Below are 18764 nucleotides of genomic sequence, written 5' to 3' on the forward strand. Positions count from 1 at the left end.
GGCCGACGATATCGGATCTTCGTTCACGGCCTGCGCAGCTCCGGTGTCCGTGACGCGATCACCGCCACCGCCGCCACGCAGAGCAGGCCGCCGCTGACCAGGGCCACCGGCGCCGAGGCGCCGGCCGCGACCAGGCCGCCCCGCAGGTTGCCCAAGTCCGGGCCGGCCTGGCCGACGATCTGCTCGGCGGCCGCGGCCCGGCCCATCAGGGCGTCCGGCGTGTGCGTCTGGATGACAGTGCCCCGCGACACCACGGCGACGGTGTCGGCGGCGCCGGCCACCGCGAGCAGCGCCAGGCCCACCCGCACGTCCGGCGCGAGACCGAACAGGGCCAGCGACACACCCCAGGTCAGCGAGCCGGCGAACATCACCGGACCGGGCCGGGTACGGGTGAACGAGCCGGACAGCGCCGACGCGAGCACCCCGCCGGCCGCGATCGCGGACAGGAACAGGCCGAGCATGCGCGGATCGTTCCCGAACCGCTCCGCGTTGATCACCGGGAACAGGCTGATCGGCATCGCGAGGACCGTCGCGGCGAGGTCGGTGAGCAGGGCGCCGCGGACCGCCCGGTTACCGGTCACGAACCGTACCCCCGCAACCACCCCCTGCAGGCCCGGCTGCGACGGCGCACCGTCCGGGCGCATCGGCGGCAGACCGAGCGCCGCCCACAACGCGATCAGGAAACTCACCGCGTCGGCGACGAAACAGGCGCCGGCGCCCGCCCAGCCGACGATCAGGCCACCGATCGCCGGGCCGATCAGCATCGCGGCCTGGAACGACACCCGTTTCAGGGCCAGCCCGGCCGCCCGCCGTTCCGGCGGCAACAGGCGCTGCAGGATCGCCTGGGACGCCGGGCCACCGCCGGCGACGAAACACGACTGCGCCGCGACGAGCACGAGCACCAGCCAGGCCGGGCCGCCCGCGAACGCCTGCACGGCCAGCAGCGCCGCGCAGACCGCCTGCCCCACCTTGGTGACCAGATAGAACCGGCGGCGATCCCCACGATCGACGAGCGACCCGGCGAACAGCCCGAACACGATGATCGGCAGCGCCTGCGCCAGACCGGCCGCACCGGTCCACGCCGGGCTCCCGGTGCTCTCCCACACCTGGTAGAGCACCGCGACGACGGCCATCTGACTGCCCAGCCCGGAGAACAGCCCGGCGATCCAGATCCGGCGGAACTGCGGCGACTCCCGCAGCGGAGTGACGTCGAGCAGCACCCGGGTCAGGGCCACGCCGGATCCTCGGCGAGACGCTCGGTGATCCGGGCGTGCAGGCTCTTGCGCCGCAGCGCCGCCTCGATGTCGGTGACGACCCGGCTCAGCGGATAGGGGATCTCGGCCTCGATCTCGGCGATCGCCGCCTCGGTCGCCCGCCACTCGGCGACGAGCCGTGCCACCACGGCCCGCGCCTTGCCGGTGAGCTCGACCCGCTTGCTGCGGGCGTCAGGCCCGGCAACGGTACGCACCCAGCCGCCCTCCCGCAGCGCCGCCACCTTCTGACTCATCGCCGAATGCGTCACCTGCACCGACTCGGCCAGCTCGGTGATCGTCATCGGCCCACGCCGGTCGAGCCGGATCAGCTCCATCACCCAGTTGGTCTTGAGCCCTTCGATCCGCGCGTCGGCGTACACCCGCGCGATCTCGGCATCCATCGCCGCCTGCAGCAGCCGCCAGGGCCGCCACACACTCTCCTCAGTCGGATCCGCCAGCCAGTCGTCCGTCACGGTCTGACTGTAACAGCACTTATATAAGCACTGTCACTTCTGCTCGTCCGGGATTGCGGTCCACCGCCGGGATCTATTTCACCGACATCCACAAAGCAGTCGTACTCACGTCCGGCGACCCCGATCTCGTCTCGCTTCGACGCGCGGCGACGGTCGTCACCGGCAGGGATCCGGTCACCCCTGACAAGGGCACCTGGATCAAGTGCCAGTGGGGTGGAGGCGGCCTGACCCAGAACTTCCATATCGATCTCGACACGCAGAAGCTCAAGGCCACCCTTTCTGACGTGGACGAGATGATGGGGTTCACCGACGAGCGGCCCATGCCGCCGGGCACCGTCTCCCTCGGCGATCGGAAGGAAGCGGTCATCACGTTCGCCGCGATCTCGAAGCCCGGTCATGTCTACAGCGGCCACCTGATGCTGACCACGGCTCAGAACGCCGAGACCACGGTCTTGAGCATCGGCTCCCCTGAGGCGCCCCTCCGCTGGGCCGAGTTGGAGGGCCCAGCGGAAGGCGATACCTACTACGCCCTTGACGACAACGGGCGCTGGTCCCGGAACTGGAACCCGTTCTGACTGTCAGCGCTTGCGCGGGCCCGGGATCGGCAGCCACTCGACGGCCTTGAAGTCGCCGGACTCGACCCACTCGAAGGGGGCGGCGCTCAGGCATTTCGGCACCGACTCGGTGCTGCCCGGGTCAAGAACCCAGCTGTAGCCGACACGGTCCTTGCGGCCGTCGTCGAGAACGGTCATGCCACGGCGTACGCCGACGAATTCGGGGAAGCTGCTCGCCGTGATGACCCCGGTGACCACCGCGGTCCTGCCGCCGACGATCAGGCAGTCGATGTCGCCGGCGAACCAGCCGCCCTCCGCGCCGAGGTAGTGGCTGACCCGGAACGTGCCGCGGGCGTCCGGACCCAGCCCGTGCGCGTCGAACGTGAACCGGACGTCGTCGCCCTCGGGCCGGTACGTCTTGCCCGAACCGACCAGACTCGGCTCCGTCGGGCGCGGCTTCGACTGTTCGGCGCTCGCCGGGGCCGCGGTTCCCGCCAGCACCGCGCCGGCCGTCAGCACTGCCATGATCGCTGTTCGCATCGCCGTTCCTCCATGGTCGTTCGTGGACAGGACCAGCCTGTCCGGCGGCGGCGCGGCGAACCTCCCCGCGCGGAGGGAACGTTCTCCCTCGGGCGAGGGAACGGATACGGGAGGATCACCCGGTGAGTTACGGGCTGTGGGTGCTGGCGGCCGAGGGCGACGCCGCCGCGATGGTCGAGCGCTGTCAGGCGGCGAACCATGTCGAGGGCGAGATCGACCCGCGGATCGCCGGCTTCTACGAGCGGTTGCGGGCGCGGTTCCCGGATCACGGCCCGGAGGCCTTCGCCGACGACAACCCCTGGATGAGTACGCCGTTGGACGTCGGCATCGACCACGTGTCCATGCTGCTGGCCTTCGGCGCCCGGAGCGACCCGGCGCTGGAGATGATCCGCGGGCTGGCCGCCGAGTACGGCCTGACCATCTGGGACCCCCAGAGCGGCACGGCGTACATCCCGGTGAGACCGCCGTCGCGTTCGGACGTGGCGCAGTGGTGGCGTGGCCTGCGCGCCGGCCGGCTCAGCACCGACGACGTCTTCGACCTGGTCCAGCCGTGGGCCGAGGACGATCCCGAGGCCATCGACGATCCGATCACCTTCCGGAGCCTGCACCACCTGCACAACTACGCGCTCGGGGCCGCCGACCCCCATCAGAACGACGAGTTCGAGCGCTGGCTCAGTTGACTTCTCCCTGCCCTCAAGGGACGGGGATTCCGGCGGTCGCCCGTCGGGTTTCCTGCTTCACAGCCTGCTGCCCCGAACGGAGATTGCCCCGTTGAGGTCTGACACCGGCTCCACAGGCAGCAACCGCCGGCCCGGCGGCCAAGATGTTGCGCGCCGCGTTGACGTCGCGGTCGTGGACAGCCCCGCAGGGGCAGGCCCACTTGCGGACGTTCAGCGGCATCTTCTCGGTGAGGTGCCCGCAGGCCGAGCAGACCTTCGACGACGGGTACCAGCGGTCGATCACGATCAGGTCCCGGCCGTACCAGCCGGCCTTGTAGGTCAGGAACTCGCGAAGGTGGTCCAGGCCGCGTCGGAGACGGCGCGGGCCAGGGTGTGGTTCTTGACCATGTTGCGCACGGTCAGGTCCTCGATCACGATCGTTTGGTTCTCACGAACGAGTCGAGTGGTCAGCTTGTGCAGGTGACCCGGCGGCGGTCGGTGATCCGGGCGTGGACGCGGGCGACCTTGAGCCGGGCCTTGGCCCGGTTCGCCGAACCCTTGTCCTTGCGGGCCAGCGCGCGTTGGGCGCGGGACTTGTGCTTGGACTTGAACCGCGGGTACCTGGCCCGCTTCTCCCAGAACGCCGCGAACGCGCCCTGCAGATGCCGCCGGCGCTGCTGCAGCGGCACCGCGGAGACCTCGTTGAGGAACGCCAGCTCCTCGGACTTCTTCCACCCGGTCAGCAGGGCGCTGGTGGCGTTGTAGTTGACCCGTTGCTGCCGCTGGTACCAGGCGGTGGTGCGGGCCTCCAGGGCCGGGTTGTAGACCTTGCGCACACACCCGAACGTCCGGTTCAGCAGGCCGGCCTGCTGCGGAGTGGGGCGGAAGCGGCTCACATGTTTAGCACACCTGTTTGGAACGAATCTTGCGGACGGTCTGTGGCAGACGTTCGCCTTGACGGCGAACTGGCTATCCCTGACCGGCTTTCCCGGGACGATAGCGGCCGCCCGCCTGCCATGATCGGCAGACGGGCGGCTTGTGCAGAACCGGTCAGAGGGAGACCGTCACCCCGCCGATGGTGGTGACGAGACGGCCGTCGGCGGAGTACGACCAGGCCAGCGCCCCGGTGTAGGCCGAGCAGCGGGAGCCGTTCGTGCCCGACCAGAACTGGTTGCTGGTGTCGGAGTTGCCGATGATGCGGTCGTTGGTGCCGCTGGACGTACGGCAGGAGGTGTTGTTGCGGAACACCGAGGTGCCGGCGTCGAAGTTGTAGTTGCGCTCCGCGTTGTCGACGCTCAGGTTGTTGGAGATCGTCAGGCTGCCCGGGTTGCTGTTGTACGTGAACCCGTGCTTGCCGTTGCGGAACGCGATCGTCCGCTTGACGATGTGGTTCACCGGGATGTCCTCGCCGCCCAGCTTGAAGCCGTTGCGGTCGCCGTTGCCGGCCTGCGAGCCGTCGCTGAGCGTGCCGTTGTTGTAAGCGAGCGAGTCCTCGATGGTGACCACGCCGATCGGGCCGGTGTCGGTCTTGGTGTACAGGTCCCAGCCGTCGTCGATGTTGTGGTGCGACACCGCGTACCGGAACACGTTCCCGGCCCCGACGGTCAGTTTGGCGGCGAACCCGTCGGCGTCCTCACCGTCGGAGTCGGCGTTGTCGTGCGATTCGGCGCTGAGGATCAGGTTGTTGGCCGGCCACTGCGACTGCGGGGTGGTCGACAGGATCCGGGACAGCTGCAGGCCGGTGTCGCGGTTGAACCGGGTGACGGTCCGTTCGATGACGTTGTTGCTGCCGCCGACGAAGATGCCGTTGTCGCCGGCCCGTTCGACGACGATCCCGTACACCTTCCAGAAGTTGCCGTTGACCGCCAGGCCGCGGGCGGCCGGGTCCTCGGCCTGCGCCGAGAAGTTCAGGACGGGCTTCTCACCGGGGTACGCCGAGATGGTCTTCAGCGATCCGGAGGCGCCGTTGTTCCCGGCCGGGACGGTCACCGTGGAGGAGTAGGCGTACGTGCCGCCGCGCAGGTAGATCGTCCCGCCTGCCGCGATCCGGCTGATCGCCGAGGTCAGCGTCGTGGGCGCAGTGATGGTTCCGGCCGCGCTGTCGGTGCCGCCAGGAGCGACATAGAGGGCGTTCGCGGTGGGAGGTGGAACACTGGTCGACGTCGAAGGGGTGGGGGAGGAACTACTCGGGGGTGTCGTTACTCCGTCGTCCACCACGATGTCGTCGAAGCGCCCGGCCGCGTACTCGGTGAGCAGCCCGATCCGGCCCGCGGCGATCGTGCTGTCGCTGGCCGACCCGACGCTGGTCCCGTTGACCGAGCCGCTGATCGTCGTCCCGCTGACGGTGAGCCGCAGCGTGTAGAACGTGCTCGCCGAGATGGCCTGGCTGAGACTGCCCAGCACGGTGACGGCGCTGCCGTTCATCGTCTCCAGCTGAACCTTGTTGGAGCCGGTCAGCGACAGCCGGTACATCTTGGTGGCGCCGGCCGCGCGGGCCGTCAGCGACACCACGCCGGAGGTGGAGCTGAACGCTGTCGCCTTGACTTTCGCCTGCACCGAGTAGTTCGTCCACGACGTCGTTCCGGCGAACTGCCGGGCCCGCGAGTTCGAACTGTCGGACTGCTGCAGAACCTGCGAGCCGTCACTCACGACCGACCAGGTGCCGCCCGATTTCGACCACCCGCTGGTGCTGCCGGATTCGAAGTCGGACGAGAACAGGGTGGCCGCTTCGGCGGTGCCGATCGAGACGAAGAGACCGGCCGCCACCAGGCCGGAGAGGCCGGCGGCGGCGAATGATCGGCGCAGCGTGCGGCCACGGGAGGGGGATGACATCGGGGGATGACTCCTTGTCGGAATGGATCCGCCGGACACGATGCACCGACCACGGTTCGCATTTGCGAAACGCGGTGCAATGCAGCGTTGGGGATGGTCCGGCGGACTGCCACGGGGAACTTATTCCGGTTTGGAATCTGCCACCGTTCATCTGTTCGAGTCAACGGAATCCATTTGCAGGTTTGTTGCAGAGGCGAGGAACAGGTCCATGCAGCGCTCGGCGTTCGCGGTGATCGTCAGCGCCGGATTGGCCAGCGCCGCCGACCCCGGGAGCAGCGCGCCGTCCACACAGAACAGGTTGTCGTACCCCGCGACCCTCCCGCCGAAGTCGGTGGCCCGGCCCATCACCAGACCCCCGAGCGGGTGGTACGTGTTCCGCGAGCCCAGACCCATCCCGGTGTTCCGGTCGTACGTCGGCAGCCCGGTCAGCAGCGACCCCTTCGACCCCTCGGTCGCCCACCACAGCCGCGACGCCAGGTCCCGCCCGGCCTTGTCCGACGACGTCTCCATCTCCGCGTACGGCCAGTGAACCTTTCCGGTCCCGGTCGCCGCGTCGTACCGGATCTCGCCCCGCTCCGGCGCCAGGCTCGTGATCAGGTGCGCGCTGGACTGCGGCAGCCACGACGGGATCGGCGCGGACTCCCACGCCATCGACGCCTTCGCGTACGGGTTCGAGTCGTCGTGGAACCGCACGTTCCCCGGCCCGCCCTGCGCGTGCCCGACCGTCCGGCGCAGGTTGAGCCGCGCGATCAGGAAGTCCCCGTTGTTGCCCCAGCCCTTGCCGACCTCGGTGCTGACCAGCCGGGGCAGCCGGCCCCGGGCGCGTGAGGTGAGCAGCAGCGACGTGCTGCCCAACGATCCGGCCGCCAGGAACACGTAGTCGGCGGTGAGGACCGGGGTGGACAGCACCGCGCCGCGCTCGTCGATCTGCCGGCACGCCACCTCGAACGTCGACGACCCGGACACCTCCCGGAGTTCGGTCACCTCGTGCAGCGGCAGCACCCGGGCGCCGGCGGACTGCGCCCACTTCAGGTAGTTGCGGTCGACGCTGTTCTTCGCGCCGGAGTTGCTGCCGAACGGCCCCTCGCCGATGGTGTGGCAGGCCGGCGCGCGACCGGCCAGCTCGTCGCGGATGACGTTCCAGTCCACCCCGAACTCCACGGGTACGGGCGTACGGCCGAACTCCGCGAGGTAGGCCAGCCAGGCGCGGGCCCCCACGTACGACGCGTGGTTCTGAATGTCCGCCGGAATCGTCGCGGCGCCCAGATTCTTGCGGGCGCGCGGCCAGTAGACGTCCTCGAAATCGGAGTACGGGAGCTGGTAGACCCGCTCCCAGTCGGCCCGCCGCGGCTGCGGCATGAACATGCCGATGACCAGGGAACCGCCACCGACACCGGCCCCGCACATCACCTGGATGCCGTCACCGGCGTGCTTCTGGATCAGGCCCGCGCCCCGGGTGATGGTCCTGCTGACGTCGAGTCCGAGCGGCGGATGATCGGCGAACCAGGCGCACCGCCAGTCCGGATCGCTGATCGTGCAGAAGGTGTTCCCGGAGCCGTCGAGATCCCAGCGGCGACCGCGTTCGACAACGGTCACCGACATCCCGGCCTGGGCGAGGCGGCAGGCCGCGACGGCCCCACCGAACCCACTGCCGATGACGATGGCCGAGCGGGCCTGCAACCGTGGCAGAGGCAGCGCCGGAAGAAGAGCTGAAGCCAGCAGGGTACGACGTTTCACGGGGTCCTCCCGACCACCCACATGGAGAAGAACTGGGATCCGCCCCCGTACGCGTGACCGAGCGCCGTGGCAGCGCCCGCCACCTGGTGTTCTCCGGCACGGCCCATGACCTGCATGGCGGATTCGGCGAACCGCAGCAGCCCGGAGGCGCCGATCGGGTTCGAGCAGAGCACGCCACCCGACGGGTTCACCGGCAGCATCCCGCCGATCCGGGTCTCCCCGGCCTCCACGAGCTTCCAGCCCTGGCCCTGCCCGACGAATCCGACGTTCTCCAGCCACATCGGCTCGAACCAGGAGAACGGCACGTAGAGTTCCGCGACGTCGATCTCGTCGAGCGGGTTCTTGATGCCGGCCAGATCCCACAGGGCAGCCGCCGCGGCGGCCCCCGCGCGCGGATTGACGTGATCCTTGCCGGAGTAGAACGTTGGTTCTGTCCGCATCGCCGTCGCCTTGATCCACGCGACTTCCCGGGAGGCGGACTCGGCCGTGTCGGAGTCGCCGATCACCACGGCACAGGCCCCGTCCGACGAGGGGCACGTCTCGTCGTACCGGATCGGATCCCACAACATCGCCGACGCCTGCACCGACTCCACGGTGATGTCCGGCTGCCGCAGGTGAGCGTGCGGATTCAGCGCCCCGTTCCGCCGATCCTTGACGGCCACCAGCGCCCCGACGTGCGGCGGCGCCCCCGACCGCCGGATGTACGACCGGATGTGCGGCGCGAAGTACCCGCCCGCCCCCGCCGTGATCGGCGCGCTGAACGGTGGCTGGATCGACAGCGCCCACATCGCGTTCGACTCCGACTGCTTCTCGAACGCCACCGCGAGCACCCGCCGATGCACGCCGGCCCGGATCAGGCTGGTCGCCACGATCGCCGTGGCCCCGCCCACCGAACCGGCGGTGTGCACCCTGAGCAGCGGTTTCCCGGCCGCCCCGAGGGACTGTGCCAGGAACAGCTCCGGCATCATCACACCCTCGAACAGGTCCGGCGCCTTCCCGAGCACCACCGCGTCGATCTGCTCCCAGCCGGTGCCCGCGTCGGCGAGCGCCCGATCGATCGCCTCCCGGCACAACCCGGCCATCGACACGTCCGTACGCCGCGTCCGGTGATCCGTCTGCCCGGTCCCGAGCACCGCCGCCCGTCTCATCGAGCCCCTCCCAGCACGCAGATCAGGTTCTGCTGCAGCAACGGCCCGCTCGTCGCGTGCCCGAGCGCCCTCGTCGCCCGTCCCGCCATCACCTCTTCCGCCGCGACGCCGATCCGGGACAGTCCCGCCGCGAACATCGGGTTCTCGGTGAACGGCACGTACCGGACCCCGTCCCCGAGCCCGAAAGCCCGGCGTAACAGCAGCTCCTGGTGGGTGAACGGGGCGTGCAGCGCGGCCACGTCCACCGCCTCGACCGGCATGTCGGGCAGCTCGCCGAAGCCCTGCGCCTCGACGCGATGGTCGATGCGGTCGATGAAGGCGGCGCGCCGCCCGGCGATCCGGTCACCCGCGGCGAGGACGACTGCCGCGGCCCCGTCCGCGACGTGCGCGACGTCCCGCTTGCGCAAGGGCATGGAGAGGTACGGGTCCTCCGACGCGCCCCGCTCCGCCGCCACCGCCGCCATCTCCGGCTCGGTGAACAGCCCGGCGTCCAGTCCGAGCCGGGCCTGCAGCGCGGCGACACTGATCGCATCCGGCCACAGCGGCGCGACCGTGTACGGGTCCATCTGCAGGGACAGCACCCGGTTCAGGTCGCCGGCGGTGCCCTTGCCGAACCCGTACACCAGCGCGGTCCTCGCCTCTCCCGAAACGATCTTGAGGTACGCCTCGTACAGCGCCCACGCCGCGTCCATCTCCACATGCGACTCGGCGATCGGCGGCACCGCCCCGATCGCGTCCACCGCGCTGACGAACGAGAACGCCCGCCCGGCCAGATAGTCCGACGACCCCGAGCACCAGAAGTCGATGTCGCGCCGGCCGAGCCCGGCCCGCCCCAGCGCCTCCTCGAAGACCGGCACCAACGTCTCCACCGCGCTGGTCGTGACCACCCCGCCGGCCTGCGCGAACCCGATGACCGCGACCCCGTCCCCGTTCACAGGTGCTCCGCGAAGATCTCGTAGGCGGCGTCCGGCTCCCCGCTCGGCTCGAAGTGGTCGATGTTCTCCGGTGTCGTCCCCCAGCCGGCCCGGTCCCGCCACACGGCCGCGACCCGCAGGCCCATCCGTACCTCGTCCGCCGGAACCCCGAGGATCAGATGCGGCACCGGGATGTCCGCGCCGTCCAGGAGCACCTGCGCGACCACGTACGGCGGGGTCAGCCGCTGTCCCGCGAACGGCACGTTGACCACGCAGAACGTCGTGACCGTCCCCCGATCGGCGACCTCGACCACTTCGTCCGGCGCGACCCCGTCGGCGGGGCAGACGCGCGGCGGCACGTACACCTTCCGGCAGGCCGGGCACCGCTGCCCGACGATCCGCCCGTCGGCGAGCGCCCGCAGGTACCGGTCCTCCTCGGCCGACGTCGTATGCCGGTAGTGCAACCTGATCGGCGTCGTCATCACCGTCACCGGCTCGCCCGCCCCGCGTGTTGAGTTCGGCCGTCCATGACGCCCCAAATCCACACCCTCCCCGCGTGTTGAGTTCGGCCGTCCATCGCGCCCCAACTCAACACGCTGCTCGGGGTCGGGCGCGAAGCACGCGATGTCGCGGATGTGCCCGGTCCGGTCGGCGGCCCACCGGACCCGTACCCGCATCCCGGTCGACATCTCATCGGGCGAACCCGCGTCCACCGCGTGCAGCAGCGGGGTGTCCGCCCCGTCGAGCCGGATCAGCGCCCACCCGAACGGCCGGTCCAGCGGCTGTCCCTCGAGGGGCCGGTCGGTCCAGGTCCAGCTGATCACGGTTCCGGAGGGGGAGACCTCGACCAGGTCGGTGACCGGCTCGTGGGTGACCGGGTCGTACTCCAGCGGCGGCACGTGCACCCGCCCGTCCGAGGTCCGCCCGCCCAGCACCCGGCGGTCGCGCAGCCCCGCCATGAACCGGCCGAGCACCGGCCCGAGCGAGCGCGTGTAGTCGAACGCGATGGTGAGCGGCGCCGCGAGGGTATCCACGACGATGAGTGAAACATGTTCCAACTTTGCCGGGCAAGAACGCGGCAGCGACGGCTTTTACATTGATGGAACGAGTTATAGAGTCGCGACATGACCGGGATCGGGATGTGGAGCATCGCGGCACATCGGCCGCAGCTCACGGCGGTCGTCGAGCCCGGCGGCCGCACCCTCACCTACGGCGACCTGGCCGCCGAGGCCGACCGGATCGGGCGCGGCCTGCGGGCTGCCGGGCTCAGCGCCGGCGACACGATCGCGCTGCTGCTGCCGAACGGCGCCGACATCCTCACCGCCTATTTCGCCGCCGCCCAGATCGGGCTGCACGTCGTACCCCTGAACTGGCACCTCACCGCCGCCGAACTCGGCTACATCCTGCGCGACAGCGGCGCCCGCGCGTTCGTCGCGCACGCCCGGTTCGGCGACACGGCCCGCGCCGCCGCCGACGACGCCGGCCTTCCGGCCGAGAGCCGCTACGCGGCGGGCGACATCCCCGGCTTCCGGTCGCTGGCCGCGCTCGGTCTGCCCGGATCAGGACGACCCTTCCCGCGTACGCTCGGCGCGCTCATGGTCTACACGTCCGGCACCTCCGGCCGCCCCAAAGGGGTACGCCGCCCGCTGCTCGGCCTCGACCCCGACGACGTGCCGCCCGTCTCGCTCTGGTTCTTCGGCATGTTCGGGCTCCAGCCGTTCGACGACCACGTGCATCTGTGCTGCTCGCCGCTCTACCACACGGCGGTGATGAACTTCGCGGTCATCTCGCTCCAGTTCGGCCACCCGGTCGTGGTGATGGAGCACTGGGACGCCGAGGAGTTCCTGCGCCTGGTCGAACGGCACCGGGTCACCCACAGCCACATGGTCCCCACCCAGTTCCGCCGGCTGCTCGCGCTGCCGTCGTCGTTCCGCACCCAGGTCGACGTGTCCTCGATGCGCGCGATGATCCACGGCGCGGCGCCGTGCCCGCAGCCGGTGAAGCAGAAGATGCTCGACTGGTTCGGGCCGGTCGTCATCGAGTACTACGCCGCCTCCGAGGGCGGCGGCACCCTGATCACCGCGACCGAATGGCGGGCCCGCCCCGGCTCCGTCGGCAAGGCGTGGCCCGGGTCGCGGGTGCGGGTGCTCGACGACGACGGCAAGGACCGTCCGCCCGGCGAGCCCGGAACGGTGTACCTGCAGATGGGCGAGGCCACCTTCGAGTACCACGGTGACGCCGAGAAGACCCGCGCCTCCTGGCGGGACCGGATGTTCACCGTCGGCGACATCGGCTACCTCGACGACGACGGGTACCTCTACCTGTGCGACCGGGCCAGCGACGTGATCATCACCGGTGGCGTGAACGTCTACCCCGCCGAGATCGAGAACGAGCTCGCCGTCCATCCCGCCGTCGCGGACGCTGCCGTCTTCGGCATCCCGCACGACGAGTGGGGCGAGGAGATCAAGGCCGTCGTCCAGCCCGTGCCCGGCGTGACTCCCGGCCCCGCCCTGACCACCGAGCTCCTGGCGTTCCTGGGCGGCAGGCTCGCCCGGTTCAAGCTGCCCCGCACCGTCGACTACGTCACCGAACTGCCCCGCGACCCGAACGGCAAGCTCTACAAACGCCACCTCCGCACCCCTTACTGGTCCGGCCGCGACCGCGCCATCTGAAAAGCCGACAGAGCGCGAGCCGTCGCTCAGGCGGCTTTCGGGTGCCGGGTGACCGGTGTGGGCGACGGCTGGCGGGTGGGGGAGGGCGCGAGCCGTCGCTGAGGCGGGTTGTGGGGGTCGGGTGGCCGGTGTGGGCGACGGCTGGCAAAGTGGGGGTAGCGGTGACCGTCGCATTCGGCCCGGGGCCGGGCTGCGGTCCGGTGTTGCTGCTACCTCCCGCCGGGGGAGCAGGGACGGGGGACGCCGGGCGGGGCGGCGTACGGCGTACCGAAGTCAGATGCCCTTGAACTCGGGTTTCCGCTTTTCGATGAAGGCCCGGGGACCCTCTTTCGCGTCGTCGGACGTGAAGACCCGCATGCCGATGCGGGACTCGATGGCGAAGGCGTCGTTCTCGGGGAGGCCCTCGGTCTCGCGGATGGTACGCAGGATGGCCTGAACGGCGAGGGGCCCGTTGGCGGCGATCGTCGACGCGATCTCGAGGGCTCGGGGAAGGGCCTGGCCGTCCGGGACGACGTGGCCGATCAGGCCGATGTCACGGGCCTCGCCGGCGGTCAGGTGCCGGCCGGTGAGCAGCAGATCCGCGGCGACGGTGTAGGGGAGCTGGCGGGGGAGCCGGACCGCGGAGCCACCGAGCGGGAACAGGCCCCAGCGCGCCTCGGACACGCCGAACCGGGCGCTCTCCCCGGCGACCCGCACGTCGGTGGCCTGCAGGATCTCGGTGCCGCCGGCGACGGCCGGGCCCTCGACGGCGGCGATCAGCGGTTTCGTCAGGCGGCGGCCCTTGAGCAGCGCGTCGATGCGGGACAGGTCGGCGCCGCCGTTGCGGAAGCCGTCGCCGGGGTGGTCGCCGGTCATCGCGCGCAGGTCGGCGCCGGCGCAGAACGCGCCGCCCGCGCCGGTGAGGATCGCGACGCGGATCTCGGGGTCGGTGTCGGCCCGGTCCCAGGCGTCGCGCATCACCGCGAGCATCTCGGGGGAGAGCGCGTTGCGGACGTGCGGCCGGTTCATCGTGACGATCAGGATCGGTCCGCGCTGCTCGACGAGAGCGTCCACCCGGTTTCCCCTCTCCGTGCACAAGGCTTGTGCCGGAACGATAACAGGTTCTACTTTGCGTTGATGGCGGCCAATATTGCGGACCTGTTCGAGCACGCGGTCGACGCCTTCTCCGATCGCGTCGCGGTGGCCTGCGGCGAGCGTGAGATCACCTACGCCGAGCTGGAGGAGACCGCCAACCGTTTGGCCCATTTCCTGCGAAGTCGAGGAGTGGGCAAGGGCGCCCACGTCGGGCTCTACGCGGGCAATTCGATCGAGGCGCTGGTCGCCATGGTCGCCGTGTACAAGCTCCGTGCCGTGGTCGTCAACGTCAACTATCGATACGTCGAGAACGAGTTGCAGTATCTGTTCCAGGACGCCTCCCTGGAGGCGCTGATCCACGACCGTGGGTTCGCCCCGCGCGTCAAGGCCGTGGCGCAGGAGATGCGAGCGATCATCGCGCTTCCGGACGGCGATATGTCCGCCATACCAGACATCAGCTATGCGGACGCCCTTGCCGCGGGAGACGAGAAACGAGACTTCGGGGAACGGTCGGGGGAAGACCTCTATCTGCTCTACACCGGCGGCACCACCGGCTACCCCAAAGGCGTGATCTGGCGGCACGAGGACGTCTGGCGGGTCCTCGGCGGCGGCATCGACTTCATGACCGGCATCCCCCTGGACGACGAGTGGGCGCAGAGCCGGCGCGGCGCCGAGATGCCCCCGATGACCCGGCTCTGCCTGGCCCCGCTGATCCACGGCAACGCGCAGTGGGCCGCCCTCGCCGCCCTGTTCACCGGCGACACCGTGGTGTTCCTGCCGCACTTCGACGCCGAGGAGGTGTGGCGCACCGTCGAACGCCGCAAGGTCAACGTGATCGTGCTGATCGGTGACGCGATGGCCCGGCCGATCATCGAGGCGTACCTGGCCGGCAGCCACGACGGATCGTCCCTCGTCGCGATCTCGTCGAGCGCCGCGCTGTTCTCCCCGTCGGTGAAGCGGCAGTACCTGCAGGCACTCCCGGACGTCATGGTCACCGACGCCATCGGGGCGTCCGAGACCGGGTTCACCGGCCTCGGCGTGGTCGCCGACGTGGCGGGCGGCGCCGTCGACGGCCCCCGGGTCATGCCAGGCCCGGGCACCATCGTCATCGACGAGTACGGCAGGAAGGCCCCGCCGGGGGTGATCGGCAGGCTGGCCCGGGGCGGTCACGTGCCGCTCGGCTACTACAAGGATCCGGTCAAGACGGCCCAGCTGCTCACCGAGGTCGACGGGGTCCGCTACGCCGTACCCGGTGATCTGGCCCGGATCGAGGACGACGGCACGATCACCCTGCTCGGCCGGGGCAACACGTGCGTCAACACCGGCGGCGAGAAGGTCTTCCCGGAAGAGGTCGAAGGCGCGCTCAAGTCGCATCCGGACGTGTTCGACGCCCTGGTCATCGGCGTTCCGGACGACCTGCTCGGCCAGAAGGTGGTCGCGCTCGTGCAACTCCGCGACGGTGCGAAACCCGACCTGGACGGGCTCGACACGCTGGTCCGGCAGCGGATCGCCGGGTACAAGGCGCCCCGCGCGATCTGGCTGGTCGACAGCATCCAGCGCACCATCAGCGGCAAGGCCGACTACCGCTGGGCCCACGCGTGGACGAGGGAGCACGATGCGAACTGACCTCTGCGACCTGCTCGGCATCGACGTGCCGATCGTCGGGTTCAGCCCGTCCGAGCACGTCGTCGCCGCGATCAGCCGGGCCGGCGGGCTCGGCGTGCTCGGCTGCGTGCGGTTCAACGACGCCGGCGAACTCGACGCGGTCCTGACCTGGCTGGACAAGGCCACCGGGGGGCGCCCGTACGGCGTCGACGTGGTCATGCCCAGCACCCGCCCCGCCGAAGGCGTCCCGGCGGACCTCGGCGAGCTGATCCCGGACGGCCACCGCGAGTTCGTCGACCGGACCCTGCTCCGCCTCGGCGTGCCGCCGCTGTCCGGCGACCCGCGGCCCGGCGTGCTCGGCTGGCTGCACTCGGTCGCCCGCAGCCACGTCGAGGTGGCGCTCCACCACCCGATCCGGTTGATCGCCAACGCCCTCGGCCCGCCGCCGCCCGACGTGATCGCCCGGGCCCATGACCGGAACCTGCTGGTAGCGGCGCTGGCCGGACGGGCCGACCACGCCCGCAGCCATGCCGCGGCCGGTGTCGACATCGTGGTCGCGCAGGGCTACGAGGCGGGCGGGCACACCGGGGAGATCGCCGGGATGGTGCTGATCCCCGAGGTGGTCGACGCGGTCGAGGTGCCGGTTCTGGCAGCCGGCGGCATCGGCAGCGGCCGGCAGATCGCGGCGGCGCTCGCCCTCGGCGCCCGTGGCGTGTGGATGGGTTCGGTGTGGCTCGGCACCAGCGAGTACCAGAGCGGCCCGGCGTTGCGGGAGGCGCTGTTGCGGGCGTCGTCGAGCGACACGGTCCGCAGCCGCATCTACTCCGGCAAACCGGCGCGGCTGCTGCGCAACCGCTGGACCGAGGCGTGGACGGACGACGAGGCGCCCCGGCCGCTGCCGATGCCACTGCAGAACCTGCTGGTGGCGGAGGCGCACGAGCGGCTGATGGCGTCCGGGGACCCGAGTGTCGTACCGATGCCGGTGGGTCAGATCGTCGGCCGCATGAACGCGGTCCGCCCGGTCGCGGAGGTGATGTCCGCCCTGGTCACCGAAGCCGACGAGACTCTCGGCAGGCTGCCCAAGCTGCTGTGACAGACCCCTTCGTGGTACGCCGTCAGGGGCGCTGGAACGCCCGGATGCCGGTGACCACGACCTCGCCGTCGCGGAAGGTGATGCTCCAGGTGTGGATGTTGACGACGCCGTCGGAGTCACCGGGCAGGCGCATCATCTGCCGCACGTAGACGTGCCCGCGAGCCGGCTCCATCTGGCCGTCGCCGAGATAGCCGCCGCCCGGGAACAGCCGGAAGAAACCGGGCCGCAGACCCTGGAGATTGCGGAAGCGGGACCGCTCGTACGCCACGATCTCCGGGTGCCCCGGGTCGACGTCGGCCAGCCAGGCCGTCTCGTCGCCGGCGCTGAACGCCGCGGCCCGCCGGTCCAGCAGCTCGTCGACCAGCCGCTGCCGCCGCTCCGGGGTGTCCAGCGACGCCTCGGCCCGGGCATCCGGCGGATCGTCGGCGTCCACCACGACGAACCCGGTCACGGCAGCGGCGGCCAGCGCCACCCCACCGGCCAGGCCCCGCCGCCGGCGTCCGGCCGGCTTCTCGCGCACCGCTTCGTCAGGCACTCGAATCCCCCGATTCGCCGAACCCGGCGAGCATATCGAAGTCCATCCGCCCTCGCTCCCCTCAACAAGCGGCCGTCAGAAGCCCTCCGCGAGGATGAGCAGGCCGAGGGTGATCAGGACGGCGGGGAGCAGGATGTGGCCCCAGCGGCTCAGCGCCCGGGCGATCAGCGGGCGGGTGGCGAGGAACCGGCCGGCCGCGACCCACACGCCGACCAGGAGCAGGAAGACGGTGGCGTAGGTGAGGGTGGCGGCGGTGCCCGCGGTGGCGAAGACCGGGACGTAGACGCCGATGTTGTCGCCGCCGTTGGCGAAGGTGACGGCGGCGACGCCGGGGATCGTCGGGCCGCCGGTGGGCGTGTCGTCGTCATCGTCGTCGTGGCGGCGCCGCCAGGACCGGACGCCGGCCTTGACGCCCAGGGCCAGCGGCAGCAGGCCCAGCCAGGGCAGGACCGCGGCGGGCAGGAACGTGGCGCCGAACGCGGCGGCCACGGCGACGGCCAGGATGCCGGAGAAGCCGAGGTACTGGCCGGCGGCGATGTCGCGGGTGGTGTGCCGCCGGCCGGCGCCCTGGGCGAAGAACAGCGCGAGGATCAGGAGGTCGTCGACGTTGGTGACGGCGAACAGGCCGATCGCCTGGCCGATGACTGCTGGACCCATGACCCCCGCCGTGCCGCCGTTGTCAGTGCGGCGTCCAGTGTGGGTCGCGGCCGATGAAGCCGATCATCCGGGTCTGCGGGTCCGCTGCGGCGTCCACCGGGACGGCCGGGCCGAACTGCCCGGAGGCGCGCATCATCTCGTCCATCGGCGCCATCCCCTCCATGATCGACGCGCACAGTCCGGCGTCGAGGGTGGCGTCCTGGCCGGTGGCGCGGGCCAGGTCCCACGTGTGCATGAACACGTCGGTGGTGTAGAAGCGGTCGATCGCCTGGTCCAGCGGCAGATCGCCGATGTGCGGGTTGGTGAACGTCCGGCCGGCGGTCGCCGGGTCGTCCAGCAGCTCCTGGACGGCGGCGCGCTGGACGTGCCAGGCCTGGACGGGATCCGCGCCGGCGCCGGGACCGGCCGGCAGCGTGACGGCGGCGCCGGCGGAGAGGAAACCCGGCAGCCACTCGACCAGGTGCCGCACCACGTCACGGGCGGTCCAGCCGGGCACGGGCGAGGGGGCGTCCCAGTCCTTCGCGCCCTCCACACGGGCGGTGAAGTCGGCGGCGATCTGATGGTGGCGCTGCGCGGGAGGCAGGTCGACCAGCGGCATCGATGGCATCCTTTCCGGTATCGGACCAGTTTCAACCCGGAAGTTTAAACTATATGGCCGCGCCGGGAAAAGAAAAAGTGTGCGCGATTCATGAATCGCACACACTTTCCGTTTTACCGCAGGCCCGGGGAGGGCGTCAGATCGTGCGGATGTTCTCCGCCTGCGGGCCCTTCTGGCCCTGGGAGACCTCGAACTCCACGCGCTGGTTCTCCTCGAGGGTGCGGAAACCGGACGTCGCGATGGCCGAGAAGTGCGCGAACACGTCGGGGCCGCCGCTGTCCTGGGTGATGAAGCCGAAGCCCTTGTCGCTGTTGAACCACTTCACGGTACCGGTGGCCATGATTTTCTCCTTGACAGCTGTGGAGCGCCGCACCGCGCGGAACTCCGCGTTGCCGCGTTGATCACCCTCGAGAACGGGAA

At 70.6% G+C, this 18764-nt stretch carries 20 protein-coding genes; 5 read left to right on the top strand and 15 right to left on the bottom strand.

All coding sequences use genetic code 11. The features are described from left to right. Nucleotides 1-23: 23 nt before the first annotated feature. Nucleotides 24-1235 carry an MFS transporter gene (locus tag ACZ3II_RS16620; protein ID WP_465518519.1) on the bottom strand — a complete coding sequence of 404 codons (1212 nt, stop codon included), beginning with the start codon at nt 1233-1235 and terminating at the stop codon, nt 24-26. Next, nucleotides 1226-1726, bottom strand: a complete 501-nt coding sequence (locus ACZ3II_RS16625; RefSeq protein WP_465518520.1) for a MarR family winged helix-turn-helix transcriptional regulator — start codon at nt 1724-1726, stop codon at nt 1226-1228. Before ACZ3II_RS16625 ends, ACZ3II_RS16620 begins: the two co-directional genes overlap by 10 nt. A 53-nt stretch (nt 1727-1779) precedes the next feature. Between ACZ3II_RS16625 and ACZ3II_RS16630 the strand changes: the two genes are divergently transcribed. Continuing rightward, nucleotides 1780-2301 (top strand): hypothetical protein, encoded by a 522-nt coding sequence (locus ACZ3II_RS16630; RefSeq protein WP_465518521.1) that lies wholly within the window; start codon nt 1780-1782, stop codon nt 2299-2301. Nucleotides 2302-2304: 3 nt separating this feature from the next. Here ACZ3II_RS16630 and ACZ3II_RS16635 read toward each other — a convergent pair whose 3' ends face one another. After that, nucleotides 2305-2820, bottom strand: coding sequence for a hypothetical protein (locus ACZ3II_RS16635; RefSeq protein ID WP_465518522.1), 516 nt, complete (start codon nt 2818-2820; stop codon nt 2305-2307). 122 nt (nt 2821-2942) lie between these two features. Between ACZ3II_RS16635 and ACZ3II_RS16640 the strand changes: the two genes are divergently transcribed. Next, nucleotides 2943-3500: a hypothetical protein gene (locus tag ACZ3II_RS16640; protein ID WP_465518523.1), complete on the top strand. Its 558-nt coding sequence runs from the start codon at nt 2943-2945 to the stop codon at nt 3498-3500. Between the two features lie 13 nt (nt 3501-3513). Here the strand turns inward: ACZ3II_RS16640 and ACZ3II_RS16645 are convergent, their stop codons facing one another. From ACZ3II_RS16645 to ACZ3II_RS16675, 7 genes are all read right to left on the bottom strand, one after another. After that, a complete protein-coding gene (locus ACZ3II_RS16645) occupies nt 3514-3783 on the bottom strand; it encodes a zinc ribbon domain-containing protein (protein ID WP_465518524.1) in 270 nt (89 codons plus the stop codon). Nucleotides 3784-3946: 163 nt separating this feature from the next. Further along, nucleotides 3947-4375, bottom strand: coding sequence for a helix-turn-helix domain-containing protein (locus ACZ3II_RS16650; RefSeq protein ID WP_465518525.1), 429 nt, complete (start codon nt 4373-4375; stop codon nt 3947-3949). Between the two features lie 154 nt (nt 4376-4529). Continuing rightward, the gene (locus ACZ3II_RS16655) at nt 4530-6311 is read right to left on the bottom strand and encodes a cellulose-binding protein (protein WP_465518526.1); all 1782 of its coding nucleotides are present in this window, start codon (nt 6309-6311) and stop codon (nt 4530-4532) included. Nucleotides 6312-6458: 147 nt separating this feature from the next. Beyond that, nucleotides 6459-8048, bottom strand: coding sequence for a GMC family oxidoreductase N-terminal domain-containing protein (locus tag ACZ3II_RS16660; RefSeq protein ID WP_465518527.1), 1590 nt, complete (start codon nt 8046-8048; stop codon nt 6459-6461). Further along, nucleotides 8045-9196: a thiolase domain-containing protein gene (locus tag ACZ3II_RS16665; protein ID WP_465518528.1), complete on the bottom strand. Its 1152-nt coding sequence runs from the start codon at nt 9194-9196 to the stop codon at nt 8045-8047. Before ACZ3II_RS16665 ends, ACZ3II_RS16660 begins: the two co-directional genes overlap by 4 nt. After that, complete coding sequence (locus tag ACZ3II_RS16670; protein ID WP_465518529.1) at nt 9193-10131, bottom strand: lipid-transfer protein; 939 nt, start codon at nt 10129-10131, stop codon at nt 9193-9195. Before ACZ3II_RS16670 ends, ACZ3II_RS16665 begins: the two co-directional genes overlap by 4 nt. After that, nucleotides 10128-11144, bottom strand: coding sequence for a Zn-ribbon domain-containing OB-fold protein (locus tag ACZ3II_RS16675; protein WP_465518530.1), 1017 nt, complete (start codon nt 11142-11144; stop codon nt 10128-10130). Before ACZ3II_RS16675 ends, ACZ3II_RS16670 begins: the two co-directional genes overlap by 4 nt. A gap of 90 nt (nt 11145-11234) precedes the next feature. On the opposite strand from ACZ3II_RS16675, the gene ACZ3II_RS16680 reads away from it, so the two are divergent. Then, on the top strand, nt 11235-12782 hold the full coding sequence (locus ACZ3II_RS16680) for an acyl-CoA synthetase (RefSeq protein WP_465518531.1): 1548 nt from the start codon (nt 11235-11237) through the stop codon (nt 12780-12782). 273 nt (nt 12783-13055) lie between these two features. Here ACZ3II_RS16680 and ACZ3II_RS16685 read toward each other — a convergent pair whose 3' ends face one another. After that, nucleotides 13056-13835, bottom strand: coding sequence for a crotonase/enoyl-CoA hydratase family protein (locus ACZ3II_RS16685; RefSeq protein ID WP_465518532.1), 780 nt, complete (start codon nt 13833-13835; stop codon nt 13056-13058). A gap of 63 nt (nt 13836-13898) precedes the next feature. On the opposite strand from ACZ3II_RS16685, the gene ACZ3II_RS16690 reads away from it, so the two are divergent. Both ACZ3II_RS16690 and ACZ3II_RS16695 read left to right on the top strand, forming a co-directional pair. After that, on the top strand, nt 13899-15482 hold the full coding sequence (locus tag ACZ3II_RS16690) for an acyl-CoA synthetase (RefSeq protein WP_465518533.1): 1584 nt from the start codon (nt 13899-13901) through the stop codon (nt 15480-15482). Then, a complete protein-coding gene (locus ACZ3II_RS16695) occupies nt 15472-16554 on the top strand; it encodes an NAD(P)H-dependent flavin oxidoreductase (protein ID WP_465518534.1) in 1083 nt (360 codons plus the stop codon). Before ACZ3II_RS16690 ends, ACZ3II_RS16695 begins: the two co-directional genes overlap by 11 nt. Before the next feature lie 22 nt (nt 16555-16576). Here the strand turns inward: ACZ3II_RS16695 and ACZ3II_RS16700 are convergent, their stop codons facing one another. The 4 genes from ACZ3II_RS16700 to ACZ3II_RS16715 form a co-directional block, all read right to left on the bottom strand. Then, on the bottom strand, nt 16577-17089 hold the full coding sequence (locus tag ACZ3II_RS16700) for a hypothetical protein (RefSeq protein WP_465518535.1): 513 nt from the start codon (nt 17087-17089) through the stop codon (nt 16577-16579). 75 nt (nt 17090-17164) lie between these two features. Then, nucleotides 17165-17746: a cadmium resistance transporter gene (locus ACZ3II_RS16705; protein WP_465518536.1), complete on the bottom strand. Its 582-nt coding sequence runs from the start codon at nt 17744-17746 to the stop codon at nt 17165-17167. 22 nt (nt 17747-17768) lie between these two features. Beyond that, entirely contained in the window at nt 17769-18344 is a 576-nt protein-coding gene (locus tag ACZ3II_RS16710) for a TIGR03086 family metal-binding protein (RefSeq protein WP_465518537.1), read from the bottom strand. Nucleotides 18345-18480: 136 nt separating this feature from the next. Then, nucleotides 18481-18684 carry a cold-shock protein gene (locus tag ACZ3II_RS16715; protein ID WP_043525583.1) on the bottom strand — a complete coding sequence of 68 codons (204 nt, stop codon included), beginning with the start codon at nt 18682-18684 and terminating at the stop codon, nt 18481-18483. Nucleotides 18685-18764 lie beyond the last annotated feature (80 nt).

The organism is Actinoplanes sp. NPDC019969 (assembly GCF_055562375.1).